The following is a 21,880-nucleotide window of genomic DNA, read 5'->3' as shown; positions in this document are numbered from 1 at the left end:
AACGGGGTGCCGCCTTGGCGCCGTGGGCGAGCATCGGTTCGGTGGGGCTGGCGCGCCCAAGGGGGTGCCACTGTCTCATCGCGGGCGAGTGCCGGTTCGATGGGGCTGATCGCGCAGTTCCCCGCGCCCCTGGGCAGCGGGCGTGGGTCTCGTCTCTTGTGGGGTGCTGGGGGTTCAGGGGGTGGTGATGACCTTGTTGGCTTTGCCTGTTGCTGTTTGGTGGGTGGCTGACTTCGGGATCGGGGTGTCGTTCTTCAGGGCCGTCCAGACCAGCTGGGACCTGGTCTTGTCGAGGATGACCCGGTTGGGGTCGGCGGGGTCGTACTGGACCGGCATCGTGACCATGGTCATGTGCGACGCGCTGATGCCCTTGAGCCCGTTCGCGAAGCTGACGAGCGAGTTGACCGAGCCGAGGTCGGAGTCGGTGGTGACGGCCTTGGTGGCGGCGTCGGCGAGACCGTACAGCTTCGTCGGGTCGCTGAGGACACCGATCTGCTTGACCTGCTCGGCCAGCGCCTTGACGAACGCCTGCTGGAGCTGGATGCGGCCGAGGTCGGAGCCGTCGCCGACGCCGTGCCGGGTGCGGACCAGGCCGAGCGCCTGCTCACCGGTCAGCTGGTGGGTGCCGGCGGTCAGGTCGAGATGGCTCTGCGGATCGTTGATGTCCTGGGTGGTGGTGACCGTGACCCCGCCCAGTTCGTCGATGAGCTTCTGGAAGCCGCTGAAGTCGACCTCCAGATAGTGGTCCATGCGAAGGCCGGTGAGGGATTCGACGGTCTTGACCGCGCAGGCGGCGCCGCCGGTGGAGTAGGCGGAGTTGAACATCACGCCGTTCGCGGCCGGGTGGCTGCCGCCGTCGGTGTCGGTGCACTCGGGCCGGTCGACCAGCGTGTCGCGGGGCACGGAGACCACGCCGGCCGTCTTGTGGCCCTCGTAGATGTGCACGATCATCGCCGTGTCGGAGCGTGCGCTGCCGTCGTCGGCGCCGCCGCCGAGCTTCTTGTTGGAGCCGGAACGCGAGTCCGAGCCGAGGACCAGGATGTTCTCGGAGCCGTTGTCGGCCTTCGTCGGCCGGTCGGTGCCCAGGGCCTGGTTGATGTCGACGCTCTTGATGTTGCCGTTGAGCTTGAAGTACACGTACCCGGCGCCCGTGCCGCCCAGCACCACGATGCCCGCGGCCGTCCAGGCCGTGATCAGCAGGGCCTTGCTGCGCTTGCGCGTCCTGCGATGGCGGGACCGCTTGGTGCCGGACTCGGGTATGCCGGGCCCCGGCGTGCTCTCGGCGGACATGTGCTCCTCGGTCCTGGTCGGGTGCTTCGGTTACCCCCTGCTTCCGGGGACGGTCACGATGCCTGTCGCACCATCGTCGCTCCGCCTGGTCAGACGGCGAAACCGGGGACAGGGTTGCATGACGTGCTGTGCCCGCCCTGTGCGCGGGCGGGCACAGCGAGTGGCGACCCGAGCCGGCCGGGACCGGCTCACCTGGGCTTTCAGCCCCAGATGTCGTACTGCTGGTAACCGGTGCCGAGCGAGACCCTTGTGGTGAAGATCTCGCTGGTGCCCTTGCCACTGCCCTTGTACAGGTACAGCGTGCCGCTCTTGGTACGGGCCAGGAAGTCGGCCTTGCCGTCGCCGGTGAAGTCGCCGACGGCGTCGAAGGCGTCGAAGCCGGTCCAGGCGCTGCGGACCTTGACCCGGGCGGAGAACGCCCCGCTGCCGGCCTTGCCGGTGCCCCTGTACAGGTACAGGTCCCCGGTGCTGCTCTTGCGGGCCAGCAGATCGGCCTTGCCGTCACCGTTGAAGTCGCCGTGGCCGCGGACCATGTTGTACTGGTTCCAGCCCGTGCCGACCTTCACGCGCGAGCCGAAGGTGCCGTTGCCCTTGCCCGGGTAGATCCACAGGGTCCCGCCGGAGTCGACGGACAGCACGTCGGGCAGGTAGTCGCCGGTGACATCACCGGGCGTGATGATCCGGGTACGGGTCTTCCAGCCGGTGAAGATCTTCGTCTGCGCCCAGGAGCCGCTGGCGATCACGTAGTGCATCCAGTAGACGTCGCCGGTGCCGCTGTCGCGGACCACCAGGTCCTGGATGCCGTCACGGTTGAGGTCGGTCTGCAGGACGACGTTGACGCCGTTCCAGTTGCCCCAGGAGACGCGGGCGCCGAACGAGGACCCCTTGGAGTCCTTCTCGTAGCCGGTCTTGGTGGCGGCGGCGCGCACCCAGACATCGGCCTTGCCGTCGGTGTGGCTGAGGTTGGCGTCGTCGACCTGCGCGTAGGCGGCGCCGACGTAGGTGCTGACCTTGCTGAAGACGCTGTAGGCGCCCTTGGCGACGCAGTCCGTCACGCCCCAGGAGACGACGCCCACGATCCGGCCGCCGACCACGAGCGGGCCTCCGGAGTCGCCGTTGCAGGCGGAGGTGGTGCCGGTGTCGCTGCCGGTGGCGGGCTTGCCCGCGCACACCATGTGGCCCTTGACGAAGTCGGCGCCGTAGGCGCGGGCGCAGGTGGTGTCCGACTGGACGGGCAGTGTGGCCGTCTTCAGCGTCGGCGAGATGTCGTCGGAGGTGGAGCTGGTGCGGCCCCAGCCGTACACCTTGGCGCTGGTGCCCGACGCGTACGAGGCGGTGTCGCCGGACGTCGTCATCCGGATCGGCGTGGCCTTGACCGGGGCGCCCAGGGTGAGCACCGCGATGTCGTTGTCGAGCGTGCTGGCGCTGTACGACGCGTGGTTCCACTGGCGCAGTACGCCGGTGACGGTGCCGCCGTGTAGGTCCGTGTCGCCGGATGCGTCGCTGGTCGGCAGTTGGGCGGTGCCGGTGACGATGGCGCCGTTGGCCTTCCAGTTGTAGCCCTTGACGCAGTGCGCGGCGGTCAGGATCTTCGTCGGCGAGACGACCGCGCCGCCGCAGAAGAAGCCGATGTCGTCGGTCTCGGCGGCGGTGCCCCGGTCGTCGTAGTACCAGAGCTGGGCCATCCACGGGGCCGAGGTGATGGTGGTCTGGCTGCCGCCGATGATCTTCGGGTCGATGCCGGTGGCGCGGGTGTCCGCGCTCAGCGACGCCTTCCTGACCGGCCGGCCCGCGGTGTCGTCGCCGGCGAGGGCGCCCGCGACGCGCTGCTCCAGCGTGGCGAGCGAGGGTGTGGCGAGGGCCGGCTCGACGGTCGGGGTCGGCAGGGCGGTGGCCGCGCCCGCGGAGGTGGTCAGCAGCGTGGCGGCGAGGGCGGCGGCTACGCCGACGGCGGCGACGGGCAGCCCGATGCGTATCCGGCGTCTGTGACGGCCGCCGGACAGGGTGGTAAGCAAGGAAGTCCCCCCAGCTGAACAAGCGTTGGAAGGGGTGCAAGACAGCACACCCGTTCCTATCAGCGCCAAAAGGCCGACCCTCGTCACTCATCGACGAGAGCCGACCCAAAGGAGCCCCAAAGGGGCGCGGGGAACTGCGCGCCAAGCCACAGCTCACCCGCACCCAACCCACAAGGGGCGCGGGGAACTGCGCGACCAGCCACAACCCACCCGCAGCCGACCCACAACAGTCAGCCCCTCAAGGGGCGCGGGGAACTGCGCGACCAGCCACACCCCACCCGCGCCCAACCAACGACAGTCAGCCCCCAGGGGCGCGGGGAACTGCGCGACCAACCACAACCCACCCGCAGCCGACCCACAACAGCCACCCCCACAAGGGGCGCGGGGAACTGCGCGACCAGCCACAACCCACCCGCAGTCGCCCGAACCACAGACGACCAACGGCGCCACCGCCCCCGGCCAAACCCAGCGGAGCGGCTAGTCGCCGTTACCAGGCGCCGGCGTCGTCTTCTGGATCTGCATCAGGAACTCGACGTTCGACTTGGTCTGCTTCATCTTGTCGAGCAGCAGCTCGATCGCCTGCTGCTGGTCGAGCGCGTGCAGCACCCGCCGCAGCTTCCAGACGATGGACAGCTCCTCGTTGCCGAGCAGGATCTCTTCCTTGCGCGTACCGGACGCGTCGACGTCCACCGCCGGGAAGATCCGCTTGTCGGCGAGCTTCCGGTCGAGCTTCAGCTCCATGTTGCCGGTGCCCTTGAACTCCTCGAAGATCACCTCGTCCATGCGGGACCCGGTGTCCACCAGTGCGGTGGCGAGGATGGTCAGCGAGCCGCCGTCCTCGATGTTGCGGGCCGCACCGAAGAACCGCTTCGGCGGGTACAGGGCGGTCGAGTCGACACCACCGGACAGGATGCGGCCGGAGGCCGGCGCGGCCAGGTTGTAGGCGCGGCCGAGACGCGTGATCGAGTCGAGCAGCACGACGACGTCATGGCCCAGTTCCACCAGCCGCTTGGCCCGCTCGATGGCCAGCTCGGCGACCGTGGTGTGGTCCTCGGCCGGGCGGTCGAAGGTCGAGGAGATGACCTCGCCCTTGACCGACCGCTGCATGTCGGTGACCTCTTCCGGACGCTCGTCGACGAGGACGACCATCAGGTGGCACTCGGGGTTGTTGTGGGTGATCGCGTTGGCGATCGCCTGCATGATCATGGTCTTGCCGGTCTTCGGCGGGGCCACGATCAGACCGCGCTGGCCCTTGCCGATGGGCGAGACGAGGTCGATGATCCGGGTGGTGAGGACGCCGGGGTCGGTCTCCAGGCGGAGCCTGTCCTGCGGGTACAGCGGGGTCAGCTTGTTGAACTCCGGTCGGCCGCGCCCGTGTTCGGGAGCCATGCCGTTGACGGAGTCCAGGCGGACCAGCGCGTTGAACTTCTCGCGCCGCTCGCCTTCCTTGGGCTGGCGGACCGCGCCGGTGATGTGGTCGCCCTTGCGCAGGCCGTTCTTGCGGACCTGGGCGAGGGAGACGTACACGTCGTTCGGACCCGGAAGGTAACCGGACGTACGGATGAAGGCGTAGTTGTCGAGGATGTCCAGGATGCCCGCGACGGGGATCAGGACGTCGTCCTCGGCGAGCTGCGGCTCGGCGATCTCGTCACGGCCGCGGCGCCCACGCCGGTCACGGTAGCGTCCGCGCCGACCCCGGCGCCCGCCCTCGAAGTCGTCGTCGTCCTGCTGCTGCCGGTCCTGGCGGCCGCCCTGCTGGTTCTGCTGCCGGCCGCCCTGGCCCTGGCCCTGCTGCTCGTCGCCCTTGCCCCGGCGGTCGCGGTCCCGGTCCCGCCCGCGCTCGCGGCGGTCGCGGCGGCCGCGGCCCTCGCCCTCGCCGCCGTCGCCCTTGGCCTCGCCCTGCGCGGAGCCGCCGGCCTGCTCGGCCGATGTCACGGGCTTGGCGGCCGGCGTCTCGGCCCTGGTCTCGGTCTTCGCCTCGGCGACGACGGTCTCGGGGCTGCCCGCCTCGGCGGTGGCGCGGCGCCGCCTGCGCTCGGCGGGGGCGCCGTCATCGGTGCCCGTCTGCTCGGCGGGGGCCGAGACCTTGGGAGAGGGCTGGCCGGGGATCTCGATCTGCTGCTGGGCCACGGCCTTGTCGGCGGGCGCCTCGGCCTTGGCCTCGGTTTTCTTGTCCGCCTCCTCGCCCGTACGGGTCCGGGAGGTGGCCCGGCGCTTCGGCTTGGTCTCGGTGGCGTCCGCCTTGGCCGCGGGGGCACTTGCCCCGGCGGGGGCGCCCCCGGCCTGCGCCTCCTTGATGACCTCGATCAGCTGGCTCTTGCGCATGCGCGCCGTGCCCCTGATGCCGAGGCCGGATGCGACCTGCTGCAACTCGGCCAGCACCATGCCCTCAAGGCCGGTACCGCGGCGCCGCCGGGAGCCGGCACCGCTGGCAGGCGCGGAGGCGTCCGTGGCGGGCGCGGCAGCGGTCTCCTCGACACGTGCGCCCATCAGATCGGTGGTGTCGCTCACGAAGGGTCCTTCCCTGGAGCGGACGTCGGCCTGTCTGGCTCGGCGACCGGTTGTGCTGTCCGGCTTCGGCCCTTGCTGTGTGGACCGTGCCGGGGCGGTGGTCCGCCAAAGCGGCGGAAGAGATTTCTGGTGATGGCGCTTCCTTGAGCCGTGGCACCCAGTGTCACGTGGCGTGGTCGCACCGATTCCGGAGCGTGCCCGGCGATCCGCTCAATGCCCTAGTGCGGCGTACTGCCCAGGTACGACGTACAGGACACGAAGTGGCTTGGGAGGCTCCCGGAAGAATGTCTGTCCCGGACGGGGACACGAAGCACCTCGCCATGGTGGGGTCGGGTGCAGACTTGAGGTTAACACTACCGGATCCAACAAACATTCCCCCTCTCCAAATCCGGCAACCGGGTGTCAGGTCGCAAGCGGCAGCACGCTCGCTCCCTGGAGGTCAAGGCCCAGCCGGTTGGCGGCCCAGCCGACGCCCGCCAGGGCCTGCACCTTGTCGGCGGTGCCGGCGTCGGCCAGCGCCATGACGGTGGGTCCGGCGCCGGAGATCACCGCGGGGATCCCGTCGGCGCGCAGCCGCTCCACCAGCGCGGCGCTCTCCGGCATCGCCGGTGCGCGGTACTCCTGGTGGAGGCGGTCCTCGGTGGCGGGCAGCAGCAGCTCGGGGCGCCTGGTCAGGGCCTCGACGAGCAGGGCGGCACGGCCCGCGTTGGCGGCGGCGTCGACGTGCGGCACGGTGCGCGGCAGCAGGCCGCGCGCGGTCTCGGTGAGAACCGGCTTCCCGGGCACGAAAACCACCGGAACGATGGAATTGTCGGGCTCCATCCTGATGGCCCGGGCGGCGCCCTCCTCGGTCCAGGACAGGGTGAAGCCGCCGAGCAGACACGCCGCCACATTGTCGGGGTGGCCCTCGATCTCGGTGGCCAGTTCCAGCAGGGCGGGGTCGTCGAGCCGGGCCTCGCCGCCTATGGTCACCGCCCGCGCGGCGACGATGCCCGCGCAGATGGCGGCGGAGGAGGAGCCGAGACCCCGGCCGTGCGGAATGCGGTTGGCGCAGACGATCTCCAGGCCCCGCGGCTGCCCGCCCAGCAGGTCGAAGGCGGTGCGCAGGGAGCGTACGAGGAGGTGGTTCTCGTCACGTGCGAGCGTCTCGCTGCCCTCGCCCGCGATGTCGATGTGCAGTCCGGAGTCGGCGACCCGGACGACCACGTCGTCGTAGAGCCCCAGCGCGAGGCCGAGGGCGTCGAAGCCCGGGCCGAGGTTGGCGCTGGTGGCGGGAACGCGCACCCGGACGGCGGCGGCGCGGAACGCTGGACCGGCCATCGCTCGATGACTCTCCTTGAGCTGCGTGCTTGTCGAATGACATTCGATGCGTACGTAGGTGACCTCGGGCCGCGGAGACGACGCGGCACCGCTGTATGCGTGGCATATGCGGCAGGCGGGTTCTGTACAGCCTATCGAAGGAAGGTTCTGCGGCGACATAGGGCGCACGGGAGGCGCACGATGCGTGTCGCAAGCCCCCCGTGCACCCCTCCTAGGGAGTCCCCGGGTCAGGTCCTGGGGAGTCCCCGGGTCAGGACGCCGGAAAGGCGGCCCGGCCGACCCGTCCGAAAGGGGTGCCGGTCCGGCCGCCGAGGCCGTCAGGCCAGACCCAGCCGCTGGGCCGCGGAGGCCGCGTCGACCGGGACCGTGACCGGCTGCGGGGCGCCCGCGACGGCCCAGTCGGGGTCCTTGAGGCCGTTTCCGGTGACCGTGCAGACGATGCGCTGACCGGGGTCGACCCGGCCCTGCTCGGCGGCCTTCAGCAGGCCGGCCACCGACGCGGCGGACGCGGGCTCCACGAAGACGCCCTCCTGCGCCGCCAACAGCCGGTAGGCGCGCAGGATCTCACGGTCCGTCACCTCGTCGATGAGGCCGCCCGACTCGTCCCGGGCCCGCAGCGCGTACTGCCAGGAGGCGGGGTTGCCGATGCGGATGGCGGTGGCGATGGTCGAGGGGTCCTTGACGATCTCGCCGCGTACGATCGGGGCGCTGCCCGAGGCCTGGAAGCCCCACATCCGCGGGGTCCCGGCCGCCACCCCGCCGGCGGCGTACTCCTGGTAACCCTTCCAGTACGCGGTGATGTTGCCCGCGTTGCCGACCGGCAGCACATGGATGTCCGGGGCGTCGCCCAGCATGTCCACGATTTCGAAGGCGGCCGTCTTCTGCCCCTCGATACGCACCGGGTTGACCGAATTGACCAGCGCCACCGGGTAGTTGTCGCTCAGGTTACGGGCGAGCGTGAGGCAGTCGTCGAAGTTGCCGTCGACCTGGAGGATCTTCGCGCCGTGCACCAGCGCCTGCCCCATCTTGCCGAGCGCGATCTTGCCCTGCGGGACCAGCACGGCCGAGACCATCCCGGCCCGCACCGCGTACGCGGCGGCCGAGGCGGAGGTGTTGCCGGTGGATGCGCAGATGACCGCCTGGGCCCCCTCCTCCTTGGCCTTGCTGATGGCCATGGTCATGCCGCGGTCCTTGAAGGACCCCGTCGGGTTGGCACCCTCCACCTTCAGGTGGACCTCGCAGCCCGTGCGCTCGGAGAGCACCTGCGCGGGCACGAGGGGCGTGCCGCCCTCACGGAGCGTCACGACCGGCGTGCTGTCGGATACCGGCAGCCGGTCCCGGTACTCCTCGATGATTCCGCGCCACTGGTGGGTCATTGCTGGTTACTCTCCTTCAACCCGCATGATGCTGGCGACACCCCGCACGGTGTCGAGCTTGCGCAGCGCCTCGACGGTCCCCGACAGGGACGCGTCCGACGCACGATGGGTGACGACAACGAGCGACGCTTCCCCGCCCTCCCGTCGCCCACCACCACCCTGTTCGATGGCGACTGCGTCGCCGCCGCTCTGATTTCTGCCCTGCTGCCGAACCGTATCGATGGAAACACCGTGCTCGGCGAACACGGTGGCGACCTGGGCGAGAACACCCGGTTTATCGGCTACGTCGAGGCTGATGTGGTAGCGCGTGACGACCTCGCCCATGGGCGAGACGGGCAGCGCCGCGTACGCCGACTCGCCGGGCCCCGTGGCTCCGCCCAGCCGGTTGCGGCAGACGGCCACCAGGTCACCGAGGACCGCGGACGCGGTGGGCGCGCCGCCCGCGCCGGGACCGTAGAACATCAGCTGCCCGGCGGCGTCCGACTCCACGAACACGGCGTTGTACGCGCCGCGCACGGAAGCGAGCGGGTGGGTCAGCGGAATCATCGCGGGGTGCACGCGCGCGGTGACCGACCCGCCGTCCTCGGCGCGCTCGCAGATGGCGAGCAGTTTGATGGTGCAGCCCATCTGTTTGGCCGAGGCGAAGTCGGCGGCGGTGACCTCGGTCATGCCCTCGCGGTAGACGTCGTCGAGGCGCACGCGCGTGTGGAAGGCGATCCCGGCGAGGATGGCGGCCTTGGCCGCGGCGTCGAAGCCCTCGACATCGGCGGTCGGATCGGCCTCCGCGTACCCGAGGGCGGTGGCCTCGTCCAGCGCCTCCTGGTAGCCGGCCCCCGTGGAATCCATCTTGTCGAGGATGAAGTTGGTCGTGCCGTTGACGATGCCGAGCACGCGGTTGACCTTGTCCCCCGCGAGCGACTCGCGCAGCGGCCGGATCAGCGGGATGGCACCGGCGACGGCGGCCTCGTAGTACAGGTCCTCGCCGTTCTCCTCGGCCGCGGCGTGCAGGGCGGCGCCGTCCTGGGCGAGCAGCGCCTTGTTGGCGGAGACGACGGAGGCGCCGTGCTCGAAGGCCGTGGTGATGAGGGTGCGGGCGGGCTCGATGCCGCCGATCACCTCCACGACGACGTCGATGTCCCCGCGCTTGACCAGGGCGGTGGCATCGGTGGTGACCAGGGCCGGGTCGATGCCCTGGCGCACCCGGTCGGGACGGCGCACGGCCACGCCCGCCAGTTCCACCGGCGCTCCGACGCGGGCGGCGAGGTCGGCGGCGTGCGTCGTCATGATGCGCGCCACCTCTGAGCCGACAACCCCACAGCCCAGCAGCGCCACCTTCAGCGGACGCGTACGCATCATCCGACCTCGTTTCCTCATACCGTCTACGGTGGGACCAGTCTCACTCACCGGACGGCGGTTTCTCCCCTTCGTCCGGATCGTGAGACGTCGATTTCATTGTGCCGAGCCGGAAAACCGGAGATCTTCCGGCCCCGCGGACGCCGTCGTCGTCCGCTGCCCTCGCCCGCTGCCGTCGTCGGACCACCAGTGTCCCGCGACGCGACGGCGGGCCACCTGAAGCCGGACTCACCCGACGTCGAGCCGCAGCAGGTCCTCCTCCGTCTCGCGCCGCACGATCACCCGGGCCGCACCGTCGCGCACCGCGACCACCGGCGGCCTGAGCGCGTGGTTGTAGTTGCTGGCCATGGACCGGCAGTAGGCGCCGGTCGCCGGGACCGCGATGAGGTCACCGGGTGCCAGGTCGGCCGGCAGGAACGCGTCCTTGACCACGATGTCCCCGCTCTCGCAGTGCTTGCCGACGACCCGGCACAGCATCGGCCCGGCATCCGAAGCCCGGGAGACGAGCGCCACGCTGTACTCGGCGTCGTACAGCGCGGTCCGGATGTTGTCGGACATGCCGCCGTCGACGGAGACGTACGTCCGCAGCCCGTCGAGCGGCTTGACCGTGCCGACCTCGTACAGCGTGAACGCGGTCGGTCCGACGATGGCGCGGCCGGGCTCCACGGAGATGCGCGGGGTGCGCAGCCGGGCGGCCTCACAGGCGCGGGAGACGATCTCGGTGAGCGCCTTGGCGATCTCGTGCGGCTCACGCGGGTCGTCGCCGCTGGTGTACGCGATCCCGAGCCCGCCGCCCAGGTCGATCTCCGGCAGTTCCACGCCGTGCTCGTCCCGGATGTCCTGGAGCAGGCCGACCACCCGGTGGGCGGCGACCTCGAAGCCGGACATGTCGAAGATCTGCGACCCGATGTGGGAGTGGATCCCGATGACCTCAAGCCCGTCGAGCTGCAACGCCCGCCGCACCGCCTCCGCGGCCTGCCCGCCGGCCAGCGGGATGCCGAACTTCTGGTCCTCGTGCGCGGTGGCGATGAACTCGTGGGTGTGGGCCTCGACGCCCACGGTGACCCGGATCTGGACCTTCTGCCGCTTCCCCAGGGACTGCGCGATGTGCGCGACCCGCACGATCTCCTGGAACGAGTCGAGGACGATCCGGCCGACGCCCGCCCGCACGGCCCGTTCGATCTCCTCGGCGGACTTGTTGTTGCCGTGGAAGGCGATCCGCTCGGCCGGCATGCCCGCCGAGAGCGCGGTGGCCAGCTCGCCCCCGGAGCACACGTCCAGGTTGAGCCCCTCCTCGTGCAGCCAGCGCACCACGGCCCGCGACAGGAACGCCTTCCCGGCGTAGAAGACGTCGGCGTCGTGCCCGAAGGCGGTGCGCCAGGCCCGCGCCCGGGTGCGGAAGTCCTCCTCGTCGAGGACGTACGCGGGCGTGCCGAACTCCTCGGCGAGCCGCTTGACGTCGATGCCGCCCACGGTGACGACGCCGTCGGCGCCGCGGCCGACGGTGTGCGCCCACACCTTGGGGTCGAGCGCGTTCAGGTCGGCGGGCGGGGCGGAGTAGTGGCCCTCCGGGAGGACGTCGGCGTGACGGGGCCCGGCGGGATGTGCGGAACGACTCATGGCAGTGGCTCTCTGACTCTCAGGCTCTCAAGGCTTGCTCCGGTGCTCTCCGGGGTCTTCACCGGGGCACTCAGAGGTGGTCGGGGGCATCGATGCCGAGCAGGGACAGGCCGCCGGCCAGCACCGTCCCGACGGCTTCGGCGAGCGCGAGCCGGGCGCGGTGGGCGGCCGAGGGTTTCTCGTCGCCGTGCGGCAGAACGGTCAGCAGAAACGGCAGCGCGGCATCGGCGACGGCGACGAGGTGCCGCGCGATCCGGTCCGGACCACGGTGCAGGGCCGCGGCGCGGAGGATACGGGGGTAATCGGCGAGGACGACGAGAAGCGGGCGTACGGCTGCGGCCGGGGGGTGGGGGGCGAGGATGCCGCGGGGGGGTGTGGCGGGGGGGTGGGTCGAGGCGACCGTACTGGTGGTTGTGCTGCCGGCTCCTGCAGGTGTGGCTGTGCCGGCGGCCATGGCTGGTGTGATGGCCGTATGTGTGACCGTCGGGCCGGCCGGGGCAGCCGTCGGGCCGGTCAGGTCGTCGCCGAAGATCCGGTTCTCGCCGGGGGTCAGGTCGTCGCCGGGTTCGGCGGTGAAGCCGAGGCGGGCGGCGTTGCGGGTGAGGGCCCGGGTGCGGGCGTACGCGTAACGGACCCGGAAGAGGGGATTGCCCTCACGCTGCACCAGATGGTCGGCGGTGATCCGGGGCCGGTCGTGCGGGGCGGGGTACAGCAGCGCCCAGCGGGCGGCGTCGGGTCCGAGCGGTGCGGGGTCCTCCGGGGCCGGCACGGGACGCAGGTTCACCGGCTCACCGTGCTCGATCTCTACCCGGCCGCCCTGGGCCGCCACGATCCGCACCAGCGCGTCGGCGACGACCTCGGCCCGCGCCTCGTACGGCACCCGCAACGCGACGATCTGCCCGGCGAGCGCGTCACCGTGACCGTAGGCGGTCCCCCGGTCCCGGATCTCGCGCACGAGCGCACCGACGGATGCCGCGCCCGGCTCAAGGCTGATGTTGATGAACCCGGGGCCGGTGACGACGACGTCCCCGATCCCCTCGGCGCCGACGAGATACGGCCGCAGAATCTCGGCGACCCGCCGAGCGGGCTTCCCGGCCGACCGGGCGAGCTGCAGGGCGACGTTGGTGGCGTAGTCCCCGCACCCCCCAGGCCCTGGCACGGTGACCACGACCCGCTCAGGCAGGGTCACGCTCAGTTCTCCCCCGTCCACAGCACGACGCACCGCGTCCAGCACGGTACGGGAGAGCTCGACGGGGGTCACGGGACAAGCGTAGGGGAGGAGCGGGGTGCCCAGGCGAACAGGTTCGACCAGGACCGCGATACGCACACCGCCGCCGAGCACGAGGCGACGCCGAAAGGCCCGAAGACGCGCGGCTCCAGAGCCCAGGCCCCCGGAACGCCGAGGCGACACAACGCCCCACACCCACCGATCTCCCGCCCCCGAGCTGTCAGGCACCCAGGAGGGGCCGCGGGAAACGCCACAACGCACCCACACCCACACCCACACCCACCGAACACCCGAAACGCCCCGAGCCAATAGGCACCTCGGGCTGGCGGGCCGACGGGCGCCGGGGCGACGGGCCGACGGGCCGACGGGCCCGGGGTCGACGGGACAGCGAGGCGGCCGGACGGCGAGGCGCGGGGCGACGGGGCGGCCGGGCGGCGAGGATACGAGCCAGCGAAACGGCGAGCCGACGGCCGGCCGGCGGCGGGACGGCGAGGCGACGGTCGGCCGGGCGGGCGACGGGGCCACGGGGCGACGAGCCAGCCGAACGGCGAGGATACAAGCCGGCGGAGCGGCGGGCCGACGGGCGAGGGAAGGCGAGCCATCGGGGCGACAGACCGGCCGACCGGCGGGACAACGGGCCGACGGCCGGCGAGGCGACGGCCGACCGGGCGGACGGGCGGACAACGAGCCAGCCGGACGGCGACGAAGCGAGCCGGCGGAGCAACGGGACGGCGAGGCGGCCCACCTCACCTCATGTCCAGGCCCTCTCTTGCTCATGCCTTCTCGTACTCATGCCCTCGCCGCGCTCTCGACTCCCCGCCCAGCCCCCGCAGGCCAAGGGCGCCCGAACCGTTCCATCCACTCCGCGTCGCACTCACACCAATCCACGCACGTACCCACCCACTGGTCGACCGCCGCGCTGGCCGGAGAACTCAGAGAACTCGGAGAACTAGGAATCAGCCGGAGAACTCGGAGTCAGGGGTACGCGCCCCTTCCCCGACATCCCCCGCTTCCAGACCGCCCTCAAGCGCAGGACCACCCACCCCACCGATTTCCGCCTTGGCATCGACGTCCCCACCAAGATCACCACCGCGGGAACCACCCACACCCCCGCCACCCACCTGCCGCCCGGCCCCCTCACGCCCCCGCTCAAGCAGGCGCCGTACGAGCCGTACGAGCTCGGCGGGCTCGAAGGGCTTGGCGAGAAAGGCATCGACACCGACGTCGAGCCCGCCCTCGACCTCGTTCTGCGTACAGGCGCTGACGATGGCAAGCGGAAGATCATGCGTCCGCGGATCGGCCCGCAACTGCGCGGCGGTACGCAACCCGTCCAACCGGGGCATCACGACGTCCAGGGTCACGACGTCGGGCCGCACCTGATGAACCACATCCAGACACTCGGCACCGTCGGCCGCGGTCACGACCTCGATACCCTCCAGTTCGAGATTGACCCTGATCAGCTGTCGGATGACCTTGTTGTCGTCCACAACAAGCACCCGCCCCGAAGCGCCTGGCACACCACGAGAGTAGGTCGGGACCGGCCACCGCGTCCGGCTTTTCCCCACTTCCACCCGTCCGAGGGAGCCCCCACCGCCCCACCCACGGCAAACCCGTTCCTGATCACCCCGAAAGACCTGCTAGTGTTCTACCCGTCGCAACGAGCAACAGCTCCACACCCGACACGCCCCCGTAGCTCAGGGGATAGAGCAACGGCCTCCGGAGCCGTGTGCGCAGGTTCGAATCCTGCCGGGGGCACTTTGATTGAGGTGCCTAAAGACCCCGTGATCAGCGTGTTTGCTGAGTGCGGGGTCTTGTTGTTTGTGCAGCCGAATGCGGCTCGATGCAGCCCCATGACAGTGATCACGTAATGACGACGTAATGATCTTGATGGGCTTTCTGGCAGCTCAACGGCCGTTTCCGGCGCCTTGAGCGTAGCGCTGCGACACACCTCCGACACGGCGAAAGCCCCGGATCGCTCCGGGGCTTTCGCATGCTTCACCGTTCAGAAGCGGTTACGCAAGGTGGCCACCCAGTAGCCATGGCGGACCATCTCTGCTTCATCCGCCCCACCAACGACGAACCTCAGCGACGAGCCTTCAGCGATCGAGTCGAAGAGTGCGTCTGACCGTTCAACGACACGATCAGTGAATCGGTCCGGCAAGGGATCACCATCCCGCAACTGCGCCCGCGGTCGGCCAGGCTTAGGAATGATCGCGGCGTACCGACCGTCGTCCGTCTCAACGAACTCCGTCCATGGGTAGTACGTGGTGGAGTCGGCGCCTCCCTGCTGATGGAAGACGATGGCACGAAGGCGATCGTCCCGCCCCCAGGCCGCACGGCGAGCCCAAGCGACTCTCACACGATGCTTCCCCTGCTCACCCGCCGCCTCGTACCAACGAGTCCGATGGAAATCCTCAATGCCGCTACCGGGCCACCGGTAGGTCCATTCCCCGGTCTTCTCCTGAGCGGTGACCGACACCGAATCAGCAGCCGGGGTATGCCGCCGTTCGCCGTCACCGCGGCCAGCATGAGCGTCGATGATCTCATCTACCGCCCTGTGCAACTCTGCCCTGATCGCTTCGAGATCCACTCCCGCCTCTCCCTCCCTCACCGCGCCATGGCGCGGATCGAACCGCAACTTCACTTACCAAGTAGCGATTACATTTTCCAAGTATCGCTCTTCACTTGGCAAGTGGAAGAGCGATACTTGGCAGTCAAAGAGCTGGGTGTGCGGCCAGAGCACTCCAAGGCTGGTGCCTGTGAGCTCAGCGAGCCGTGTCACCTTCCAAGGTCGTCCTCTTTTCCTAGGCCCTCCAGGATCCGGTCATTCATCTCCTGCGCCTGGCCGTCGATGCACTTGGCGTAGATCATCAGAAGGACATCCACCGAGTGGCCGGCGCGAGCCGCCACCTCCGGGGCGGGAACGCCCGAGTTGAGCCACTGGGAGACGCCCGCGTGCCGGAGGTCGTATGGGCGAGACGCCAGGACGGCAGCGACCTGTTCGGGCGGGAACGCAAGAGCACGGGCTTGCTTCCAGGCGCGCGAGTACGACGAAGCGGCGATCACGTTGCCCCGCTCGCTGGAGAACAACCGGCCGTCGTCCGCCGGACCGAACTCCTTGATGTGGTCCTGGAGCATCCGCACGAGCGGGGGCGGTATCGGCACGATACGTACCTCGCCGTCGGCCCGCTGCTTCAGTCCGCGCCGGTCGTGCGCCTCGCCGGAATCAGTCCACGCCTTCCCGGCAGTGGGACGGGTCTCGGCCAGGTCGATTCGGCCCCAGCCCTTTTCCGGGAGCGTGCAGTCCGAGAGGCGGAGCCCGAGCGCCTCACCAGGGCGCATGGCCGCGTAGTACAGGCAGCCGAAGAACGCCCGTAACCGCCGGCCGCTCGCCCGGTCGTAGCCACCGACGTAGGTGAGCGCGGTGTGCAGCTCCCGAGCCTACCGGGGGTTGACCACTACCCGACGGTCAACCTCCTGCACGGCTCGCTTCCCCCTCTTACGTCGCACTCGGCTCAGCGGGTTCGAGGGCAGCGCCTCCAGCTCAACCCCGTATTCGAGGACGTTGAAGACCACCGCACGCCGCCGACAGTACGTCTGCGTCGCCGCAGGCTTGCCGTCGAGCTTCCGCGTGAGTGCGTCGATCAGGTCGTGGACGCGGGTTATCTCTTGGAGTTCGGCGACCGGCAGCGACGCTTTCTCGATCCATTTCACTGCTGCCGCGATCTCCTCGGGCCGATCACGCTCCCTCCGAGGCGGAGGCAGGACGTACGAACGCAGTGCCCGCCGCAGATCGGCCGGGGCAGGACGCCCACGGACCGACTTGACCAGCGCGGGCATCACCGTTGCCAGGGCATCGGTCATGCTGTCTCGCTGCTTCGCCGACGCCTCGGGCCACCGGGCATCGATGTACTTCAGCACCAGCTCCAGCAGGGACAGAGCAGCCTTACCCCCGCGCAGGGAGTCGGGCAGACCGGTCACCGTGTCGAAGGGCTCGCCCTTGTCCGCCGCCCGAAGCAGCTTCGCCCGGAAGCGATCAGCGAGTGCCTTGGTCTTGTGCGACTCGTGAAACGGCTCGCCGTCCACGGACCACCGGACGAGGTACGTCGGTTTCTTCGCGGAGCGATTGATGCTCAGCTTCCAGATGACGACCTTGTACGACTTCACGACGCAGCCCCCTCCGCCCGCTCCTCCAACCAGTCGTTCAGCACGTCCCGCCGAACCCGGAGCTCCCCGTTCGGGAGCCGTATGCAGGGCGGAGCGAGCCACAGTTCCCGCCAGCGGTAGAAGGTGCGCCGCGAGATGCCGCCCAGTTCGTCGAGCACCTGGCGGACGGTGAGCAGTTCGGCAGACTTCACGCGGCTGTCACGCGCCATGGAGACCACCGCCCTCCCGCACCGAAGCGGCCAGGAGCGCCGCCGCCGGCGAGTAGCCGCGTCCCGCATAACGCCACTGGCCGACCGTGACAGTCGGACCTTCGACCAGACCGAGCGACGCCCGTTGCTGCTCCGCACGGTGATCGGCGCGCGCCTGCCGGAGCGCGGTCAGCGTTGTGGAGTAGCGGCGTGACTTGGTGGAGAAGTGCCCGCCGTACCCGAGCATGTGAGCCCACCGACGCAGCCCGAGCGGCTCGAACTCCGGCAGACCACCGAGCCACCAGCACGTACCGATCATGCGCAGCACGTGTGCACGCACCGGCAGCATGACCATGTCCCGCGCGTGGTAGATCCGGCCGTCCACCGCGCCGGCGGACTCGCCTCCCTTCGTGGCGTACTTGGCGATGTAGCCCGCCACGGCCGCCGCGGAGGCAGGCCGCTCCCCCGCCCTCCGCCCGTTCGAGGCCACCGGCCGTACGTCGACCTGCGTACCGAAGCGGAGCTCCCGCGGTCCAACGACGTCCGTGCCCGGAGCGGCCAGCCGCACCCGACCGGCCACCTCCCGAACAGCGTCGATCAGCAGCGGCACGGTTACGCATCCCGGCGGGGACGAGTCGGGCCCCTCCGGGCCGTCGAGGCGGATGACACCATGGAAGTGGACCAACCCACGCCGCTGGTACTCGGCGACCTTGGCGTACGAGAGCCGAGCGACTTCCCCGAACTCCGTCCGAGACAGCCCGGCACGCCGAGCAACCTCACGCCGCAGCTCCAGCCCGAACCGATGCCAGAGCCGACCGGCGAAGGCGTGCCAGAGCACAGCGCCCGCGTAGTCGTAGCAGCGCGGACAGAGCGGCTCGCCCAGGCGGAGATCGTCCGTCGAGTGACGCTCAAGGCATCCAATCGGCCGACCATGGGGACACGATTCCCCCGCCCGGCGGGGGCGACAGGGCCGTACACGCCCGTCGTGTTCCCGCCGCGTGTGAACCGGGCCGAAGCTGGGAGCGGTGAGCGTGGCGAACACGCGCGGGTAGCCGCTCACGGCCTCCGTGACGTTCTTGCCGCCGACAAGCCCGGCCCGGACGAGTTGGTACGTGTCCGCCCGGTACAGGGCCGAGCAGGCCGGGCAGACTGTCGCGCGCCGGTTGCCGCACGCGCCGAGCAGGCAGCCGCCGTAGACGTCCGACCCGTATGAGAGCAGGGCCGCGCCCGTGGTCATGTCGTAGACGGTGGCCGCGCCGACGAGGTGAATCGGGTTCGTGCAGCCGCCGAGGCGGACGATGTTCCGCCTCCAGGCCGCGAAGTCCGCCTCTGTGGCCCTGGCGACCAGGGCAGCAGCGTTCGTCGTGAGGGTCATGGTCATCGGCGACCACCCCCACCGCCGAACTCATGCGCCATCACGGCCGAGTGCCCTCGGGCCGAGTCTTGGCGCTGAAGCGGAACGTCGGATCCGTGAGCCAGAGTGCCGCCGCGTGCGCGGGGCACAGGCGTTGCTCGGTGTCGTCGAGCCCGACGAGGACGACCTGTTCCCGTCCGGCGCAGGTCGAGACCTCCGAGTCTCGCTGCCTGACTTCGCAATCGGGCAGCGGGGATTTGCGCGAATGATGCGCGCTGGTCAAAGTGTGAGTGCTCCTTTCACTGCTCATGTGGCGGCTGGAGTGGGTTCCTGACGGGGTCGGGTTTGGCGACTTCGCGCCCCGTCGGGAGCCCGTCGTACGGGCGATCACTGCCGCTCCTCAGGCGGTGTAGCGACGACGACATACGCGATAGGTCCGAACTCGCGGCGTGCGTCGAAGTAGCCCCGGCCGAGGTCCTCCGTCGGCACGCCGAGCGGAGCAGCGACGGACGCCACTCCCTCTCGCCGACCGGCGGAGTCGGACGCGTCGACCAGGACGGCGACGGATGCACGACGCGGCACGACGACCGCAGGGTTGGCTGTCAGGAAGTCGATCAGCTCCCGCAGACCGGCCAGGAACGCGGCACGGTCACCGGAGCGGATGACGTAGTCGGACACGGGATGTACCTCTCTCGGGTCAATGGGTCTTCTCAGAAGCGGAGTTGACCGAGGAAGCCGTTCACGCCGTCGAGGAAGGCCTGAGCGAACGGCGCGGCCACGGTCTGGAGAGCAGGAAGCCGAAGGCCCCGCAGAACAGTGCGTCGACCCACCGCAAGTACCGGATGCGGAGAAGGAACCAGATCAGCAGGCCGAGCAGCAGGACGGCGGACATGGACACGAGCACGGCAGGCCCCTTTCACGCCGCGTCGACGTGCAGTTCGGACAGGACGGGGGTCAGGTGCGCGTACTCGGCGGCGACGGCTTCCGCTTCTGCCTCAGTGATCAGGTGCGAGCGGGCCCGCTCCCAGCCGTCGCCGGAGGCGAGGACGGCCGTACCGGCCTGTTCCGGAGTGATGGCCTGAGCCGCCTTGAGCGCATCGGGGTTGAGATCACCGAGCGCCATCTCGGCCGTACCGGGATCGGCCACGCGATGGCACACCCGGCCGCCGAGCTGTGCCCGCAGTGCGGTGACGCCGGGCCCCAGGTCGGAACCGACACGTTGGCCGGCGACGACGAAAAACACCCCGAGCGCTGCGCCGAGTTGGGCCAGCCGGATCAGCGCCGTACCGGCCGCCTGAGCTTCGTCCTTCTCGTTGCGGCTCGCGACGAGGAACAGTTCCGCGAGCTCATCGACGATCACGACAACCGGGACGGGACGTTCCTTGTCCGGCAGACCCCAGATGTTGCGGACCCGAGCCGCCCGGCAGACGGTCATGCGGTCGAGAGTCAGGTCCACGAGCGCGGCCAGCAGTCGGACCGCCTGTTCACGGTTGGTCGCGAGAGCGGACAACCGCGGCTCGTAGAGGGACAGTTCCACTGCCGTCTACGCCGACGCACAGCCGCAGAGGCTACGGCCACGGAGGGCCCACATGCCGCCGAAGAACACACAGCCGAAGTACCGACAGATCGCCGACTACCTGCGCGATGGCATCCTGGACGGCACCTTCCCGGCCGGCCAACCGCTCCCGTCCGAGGAGTCGTTGGCGAAGCAGTTCGGCGTGACGCGCCCCACAGTCCGCCAGGGCCTTGCCGAACTACGGGCCTCCGGTCTCGTCGAGGCCATCATGGGCCGCGGCACCTTTGCCCGCTCCCCCCACAGCCGCCCCAGCCACACGCGCCCGCGCGGCGTACGCCGAGCGCCCGACGGCCGCTACGTCGAGGCCGACGGCATCCGCTGGACCGACGCCGAACCGCCTGTAGCCACCCGCACCGACGCCCCGTTGGCCCTGGCCGACCTACTCCGCATCCCACCGGGCGAGCCGATGTTCACATACGACGCCCTACAGACGGCAGACCACGGCCACCTCCGCCAACTCCACCGGACGTACGTACCGTTCTCCGTCTTGATCGACACCAAGTACGAGGAGGAAGCCCCGCCGCCGGCGCCGGAGCTCTACAGCGCACTCACCGAGCTGGGCCACGAACTCCGCTTCACGGAGTACGTCCGCGCCCGCATGCCCCTACCGGACCAAGCCCAGGCCCTCCGACTCGCGGACGGGGTCCCACTTCTGCACGTCCTCCGCGTGACGCTCACGGAGGCGGACAGGCCCTTGGCCCTGGAGGAATTCCACCTGCCGGGTGACGAACTGGAGCTGTCGTTTCGGCTGTAGGCGGACCCGGGTTGGCTCAGACTTTCCTCACGTGATCAAGACCCGCGCACGGCGCGGGCGCGCCGCCTCTGCGGCGCGGCCTGCCTCCTGTCTTCGCCCCGGCTGGCCGCGCCCGGCGGCGCGCTGCGTGTATGCGGGCAAGGGCGGGACATCATCCGCGGGGCCAAGAAGAATGCCTCCGGCGGGGGATCGGCCGACACCGGGATGGAGGGGGCGCCGTCGCCGACTGCGGGCCCATAGTGGCGTGCGTGGGGGCTTGCTGTTGAAAGGTAGGCCTTCTGTCAGTGCATATGGTTAGCATGCATGGCGTGGCAACGTCGAGACCCAAAATTCCGAGCGAGCTACGCCGACGAGTACTCATTGAAGCTGGCCATCGCTGCGCGATTCCGACTTGCAAATCCACGCCTGTCGAGATCGCGCACATCATCCCGTGGGCGAAAGCGCGAAAGCATGAGTTCAAAAATCTAATTGCGCTATGCCCGACGTGTCATACCCGTTTCGACGACCCGCATGGCCCTATTGATCGAAAGGCCATGCGTCAATACAAGGCGAACTTGAATCCCCTCCTGACGATCAGCCTTGCCAATCGAAACGGGCAAGCCAACCTGCTTGCTGCTTACCAGGAGCTGAGGGGGAGGTTCGCGGAGTGGCTTCCGGCCGAGGTGGAGTATGCGGCAATCAAGTCTCGTCGATCCTCATCACGCGAGAAAATCGAAAAAAGCAAGTCGGATGCAGTGGATAAGCTCGCATGGGCGATCGGCGCTGTAGCCGACTTCCAATCGTCCTGGGGCGAGTCAGAAGTTTCCGATCTGGCTGGAGCAATCTTTTACCATGTGGCCGACTGGTGTGATGAAGTCGAGAACGCACCGTTCCCTCTCCCGACAGACTTGAAGCGGCGGGATATTTTAGAGGAGATTTCAGAAGCTTCGACAGACCTTCACCTGATGGTATGTGAAGAGCTTTCGATGTAGAGCACGCCACCCCAAATGAACGGTTGGCTGTATGGGCAACAACCCAGCCGACTCGGTCATTGAGACTCCGCCACCCTCTCGACTGCGTGCGCCACCCACCACGGCCCTTAACCGCCTAGAAGTCAGGTAGCTTGTCCCGTCGATGCAATCGGGCCTT

17 protein-coding genes, 1 tRNA gene and 2 pseudogenes are annotated in these 21,880 nt (G+C 69.6%); 3 read left to right on the top strand and 17 right to left on the bottom strand.

Features of this window, described 5'->3' with window-relative positions:
* Positions 1–174 precede the first annotated feature (174 nt).
* The 9 genes from AC27LF_RS31520 to AC27LF_RS31480 all read right to left on the bottom strand — a co-directional run bounded on the left by AC27LF_RS31520 (position 175) and on the right by AC27LF_RS31480 (position 14,284).
* Positions 175–1,290, bottom strand: a complete 1,116-nt coding sequence (locus tag AC27LF_RS31520; RefSeq protein WP_479657366.1) for an LCP family protein — start codon at positions 1,288–1,290, stop codon at positions 175–177.
* 200 nt (positions 1,291–1,490) lie between these two features.
* Positions 1,491–3,266, bottom strand: coding sequence for a trypsin-like serine protease (locus tag AC27LF_RS31515; protein ID WP_479657374.1), 1,776 nt, complete (start codon positions 3,264–3,266; stop codon positions 1,491–1,493).
* A 516-nt stretch (positions 3,267–3,782) separates the two neighbouring features.
* Positions 3,783–5,816 carry a transcription termination factor Rho gene (gene rho / locus AC27LF_RS31510; RefSeq protein ID WP_479657367.1) on the bottom strand — a complete coding sequence of 678 codons (2,034 nt, stop codon included), beginning with the start codon at positions 5,814–5,816 and terminating at the stop codon, positions 3,783–3,785.
* 402 nt (positions 5,817–6,218) lie between these two features.
* Positions 6,219–7,136: a homoserine kinase gene (thrB, locus tag AC27LF_RS31505; RefSeq protein ID WP_404025993.1), complete on the bottom strand. Its 918-nt coding sequence runs from the start codon at positions 7,134–7,136 to the stop codon at positions 6,219–6,221.
* Between the two features lie 317 nt (positions 7,137–7,453).
* Positions 7,454–8,512 carry a threonine synthase gene (gene thrC / locus AC27LF_RS31500; protein WP_479657368.1) on the bottom strand — a complete coding sequence of 353 codons (1,059 nt, stop codon included), beginning with the start codon at positions 8,510–8,512 and terminating at the stop codon, positions 7,454–7,456.
* A gap of 6 nt (positions 8,513–8,518) precedes the next feature.
* Positions 8,519–9,868 carry a homoserine dehydrogenase gene (locus AC27LF_RS31495; protein WP_479657375.1) on the bottom strand — a complete coding sequence of 450 codons (1,350 nt, stop codon included), beginning with the start codon at positions 9,866–9,868 and terminating at the stop codon, positions 8,519–8,521.
* Between the two features lie 225 nt (positions 9,869–10,093).
* A complete protein-coding gene (gene lysA, locus AC27LF_RS31490) occupies positions 10,094–11,485 on the bottom strand; it encodes a diaminopimelate decarboxylase (protein ID WP_479657369.1) in 1,392 nt (463 codons plus the stop codon).
* A gap of 70 nt (positions 11,486–11,555) precedes the next feature.
* Positions 11,556–12,746 carry an ArgS-related anticodon-binding protein NrtL gene (nrtL, locus tag AC27LF_RS31485; protein WP_479664368.1) on the bottom strand — a complete coding sequence of 397 codons (1,191 nt, stop codon included), beginning with the start codon at positions 12,744–12,746 and terminating at the stop codon, positions 11,556–11,558.
* 923 nt (positions 12,747–13,669) lie between these two features.
* On the bottom strand, positions 13,670–14,284 hold the full coding sequence (locus AC27LF_RS31480) for a response regulator (protein WP_479662368.1): 615 nt from the start codon (positions 14,282–14,284) through the stop codon (positions 13,670–13,672).
* Positions 14,285–14,396: 112 nt separating this feature from the next.
* On the opposite strand from AC27LF_RS31480, the gene AC27LF_RS31475 reads away from it, so the two are divergent.
* Positions 14,397–14,468 (top strand) — tRNA-Arg (locus AC27LF_RS31475).
* Positions 14,469–14,715: 247 nt separating this feature from the next.
* Here AC27LF_RS31475 and AC27LF_RS31470 read toward each other — a convergent pair.
* From AC27LF_RS31470 to AC27LF_RS31435, 8 genes and pseudogenes are all read right to left on the bottom strand, one after another.
* Positions 14,716–15,303: a hypothetical protein gene (locus tag AC27LF_RS31470; protein WP_479662369.1), complete on the bottom strand. Its 588-nt coding sequence runs from the start codon at positions 15,301–15,303 to the stop codon at positions 14,716–14,718.
* Between the two features lie 188 nt (positions 15,304–15,491).
* Positions 15,492–16,880 (bottom strand): annotated as a pseudogene (locus tag AC27LF_RS31465) (tyrosine-type recombinase/integrase).
* Positions 16,877–17,089: a helix-turn-helix transcriptional regulator gene (locus AC27LF_RS31460; RefSeq protein WP_479662370.1), complete on the bottom strand. Its 213-nt coding sequence runs from the start codon at positions 17,087–17,089 to the stop codon at positions 16,877–16,879. The pseudogene AC27LF_RS31465 and the gene AC27LF_RS31460 overlap by 4 nt, the downstream one beginning before the upstream one ends.
* On the bottom strand, positions 17,079–18,443 hold the full coding sequence (locus AC27LF_RS31455; RefSeq protein ID WP_479662376.1) for a replication initiator: 1,365 nt from the start codon (positions 18,441–18,443) through the stop codon (positions 17,079–17,081). The genes AC27LF_RS31460 and AC27LF_RS31455 overlap by 11 nt, the downstream gene beginning before the upstream one ends.
* Before the next feature lie 40 nt (positions 18,444–18,483).
* The gene (locus AC27LF_RS31450; RefSeq protein WP_479662371.1) at positions 18,484–18,705 is read right to left on the bottom strand and encodes a hypothetical protein; all 222 of its coding nucleotides are present in this window, start codon (positions 18,703–18,705) and stop codon (positions 18,484–18,486) included.
* Between the two features lie 104 nt (positions 18,706–18,809).
* The gene (locus AC27LF_RS31445; RefSeq protein ID WP_479662372.1) at positions 18,810–19,100 is read right to left on the bottom strand and encodes a hypothetical protein; all 291 of its coding nucleotides are present in this window, start codon (positions 19,098–19,100) and stop codon (positions 18,810–18,812) included.
* A 61-nt stretch (positions 19,101–19,161) separates the two neighbouring features.
* Complete coding sequence (locus AC27LF_RS31440; protein WP_479662373.1) at positions 19,162–19,326, bottom strand: hypothetical protein; 165 nt, start codon at positions 19,324–19,326, stop codon at positions 19,162–19,164.
* A gap of 12 nt (positions 19,327–19,338) precedes the next feature.
* Positions 19,339–19,959 (bottom strand): annotated as a pseudogene (locus tag AC27LF_RS31435) (FtsK/SpoIIIE domain-containing protein); the annotation flags it as partial.
* Between the two features lie 52 nt (positions 19,960–20,011).
* Here AC27LF_RS31435 and AC27LF_RS31430 point away from each other — a divergent pair.
* Both AC27LF_RS31430 and AC27LF_RS31425 read left to right on the top strand, forming a co-directional pair.
* The gene (locus AC27LF_RS31430; RefSeq protein WP_479662374.1) at positions 20,012–20,752 is read left to right on the top strand and encodes a GntR family transcriptional regulator; all 741 of its coding nucleotides are present in this window, start codon (positions 20,012–20,014) and stop codon (positions 20,750–20,752) included.
* Positions 20,753–21,060: 308 nt separating this feature from the next.
* On the top strand, positions 21,061–21,723 hold the full coding sequence (locus AC27LF_RS31425) for an HNH endonuclease (RefSeq protein ID WP_479662375.1): 663 nt from the start codon (positions 21,061–21,063) through the stop codon (positions 21,721–21,723).
* The last annotated feature ends 157 nt before the right edge of the window (positions 21,724–21,880 follow it).

The organism is Streptomyces diversicolor (genome assembly GCF_057537855.1).
This window is presented reverse-complemented; position numbering and strand designations above follow the sequence as displayed.

Coding starts and splice junctions, on each gene's coding strand:
- AC27LF_RS31495 (WP_479657375.1), bottom strand. CDS start 9,868: ATGATGCGTACGCGTCCGCTGAAGGTGGCGCTGCTGGGCTGTGGGGTT.
- lysA (WP_479657369.1), bottom strand. CDS start 11,485: ATGAGTCGTTCCGCACATCCCGCCGGGCCCCGTCACGCCGACGTCCTC.
- thrC (WP_479657368.1), bottom strand. CDS start 8,512: ATGACCCACCAGTGGCGCGGAATCATCGAGGAGTACCGGGACCGGCTG.
- AC27LF_RS31520 (WP_479657366.1), bottom strand. CDS start 1,290: ATGTCCGCCGAGAGCACGCCGGGGCCCGGCATACCCGAGTCCGGCACC.
- thrB (WP_404025993.1), bottom strand. CDS start 7,136: ATGGCCGGTCCAGCGTTCCGCGCCGCCGCCGTCCGGGTGCGCGTTCCC.
- AC27LF_RS31455 (WP_479662376.1), bottom strand. CDS start 18,443: ATGACCCTCACGACGAACGCTGCTGCCCTGGTCGCCAGGGCCACAGAG.
- AC27LF_RS31430 (WP_479662374.1), top strand. CDS start 20,012: ATGCCGCCGAAGAACACACAGCCGAAGTACCGACAGATCGCCGACTAC.
- AC27LF_RS31460 (WP_479662370.1), bottom strand. CDS start 17,089: ATGGCGCGTGACAGCCGCGTGAAGTCTGCCGAACTGCTCACCGTCCGC.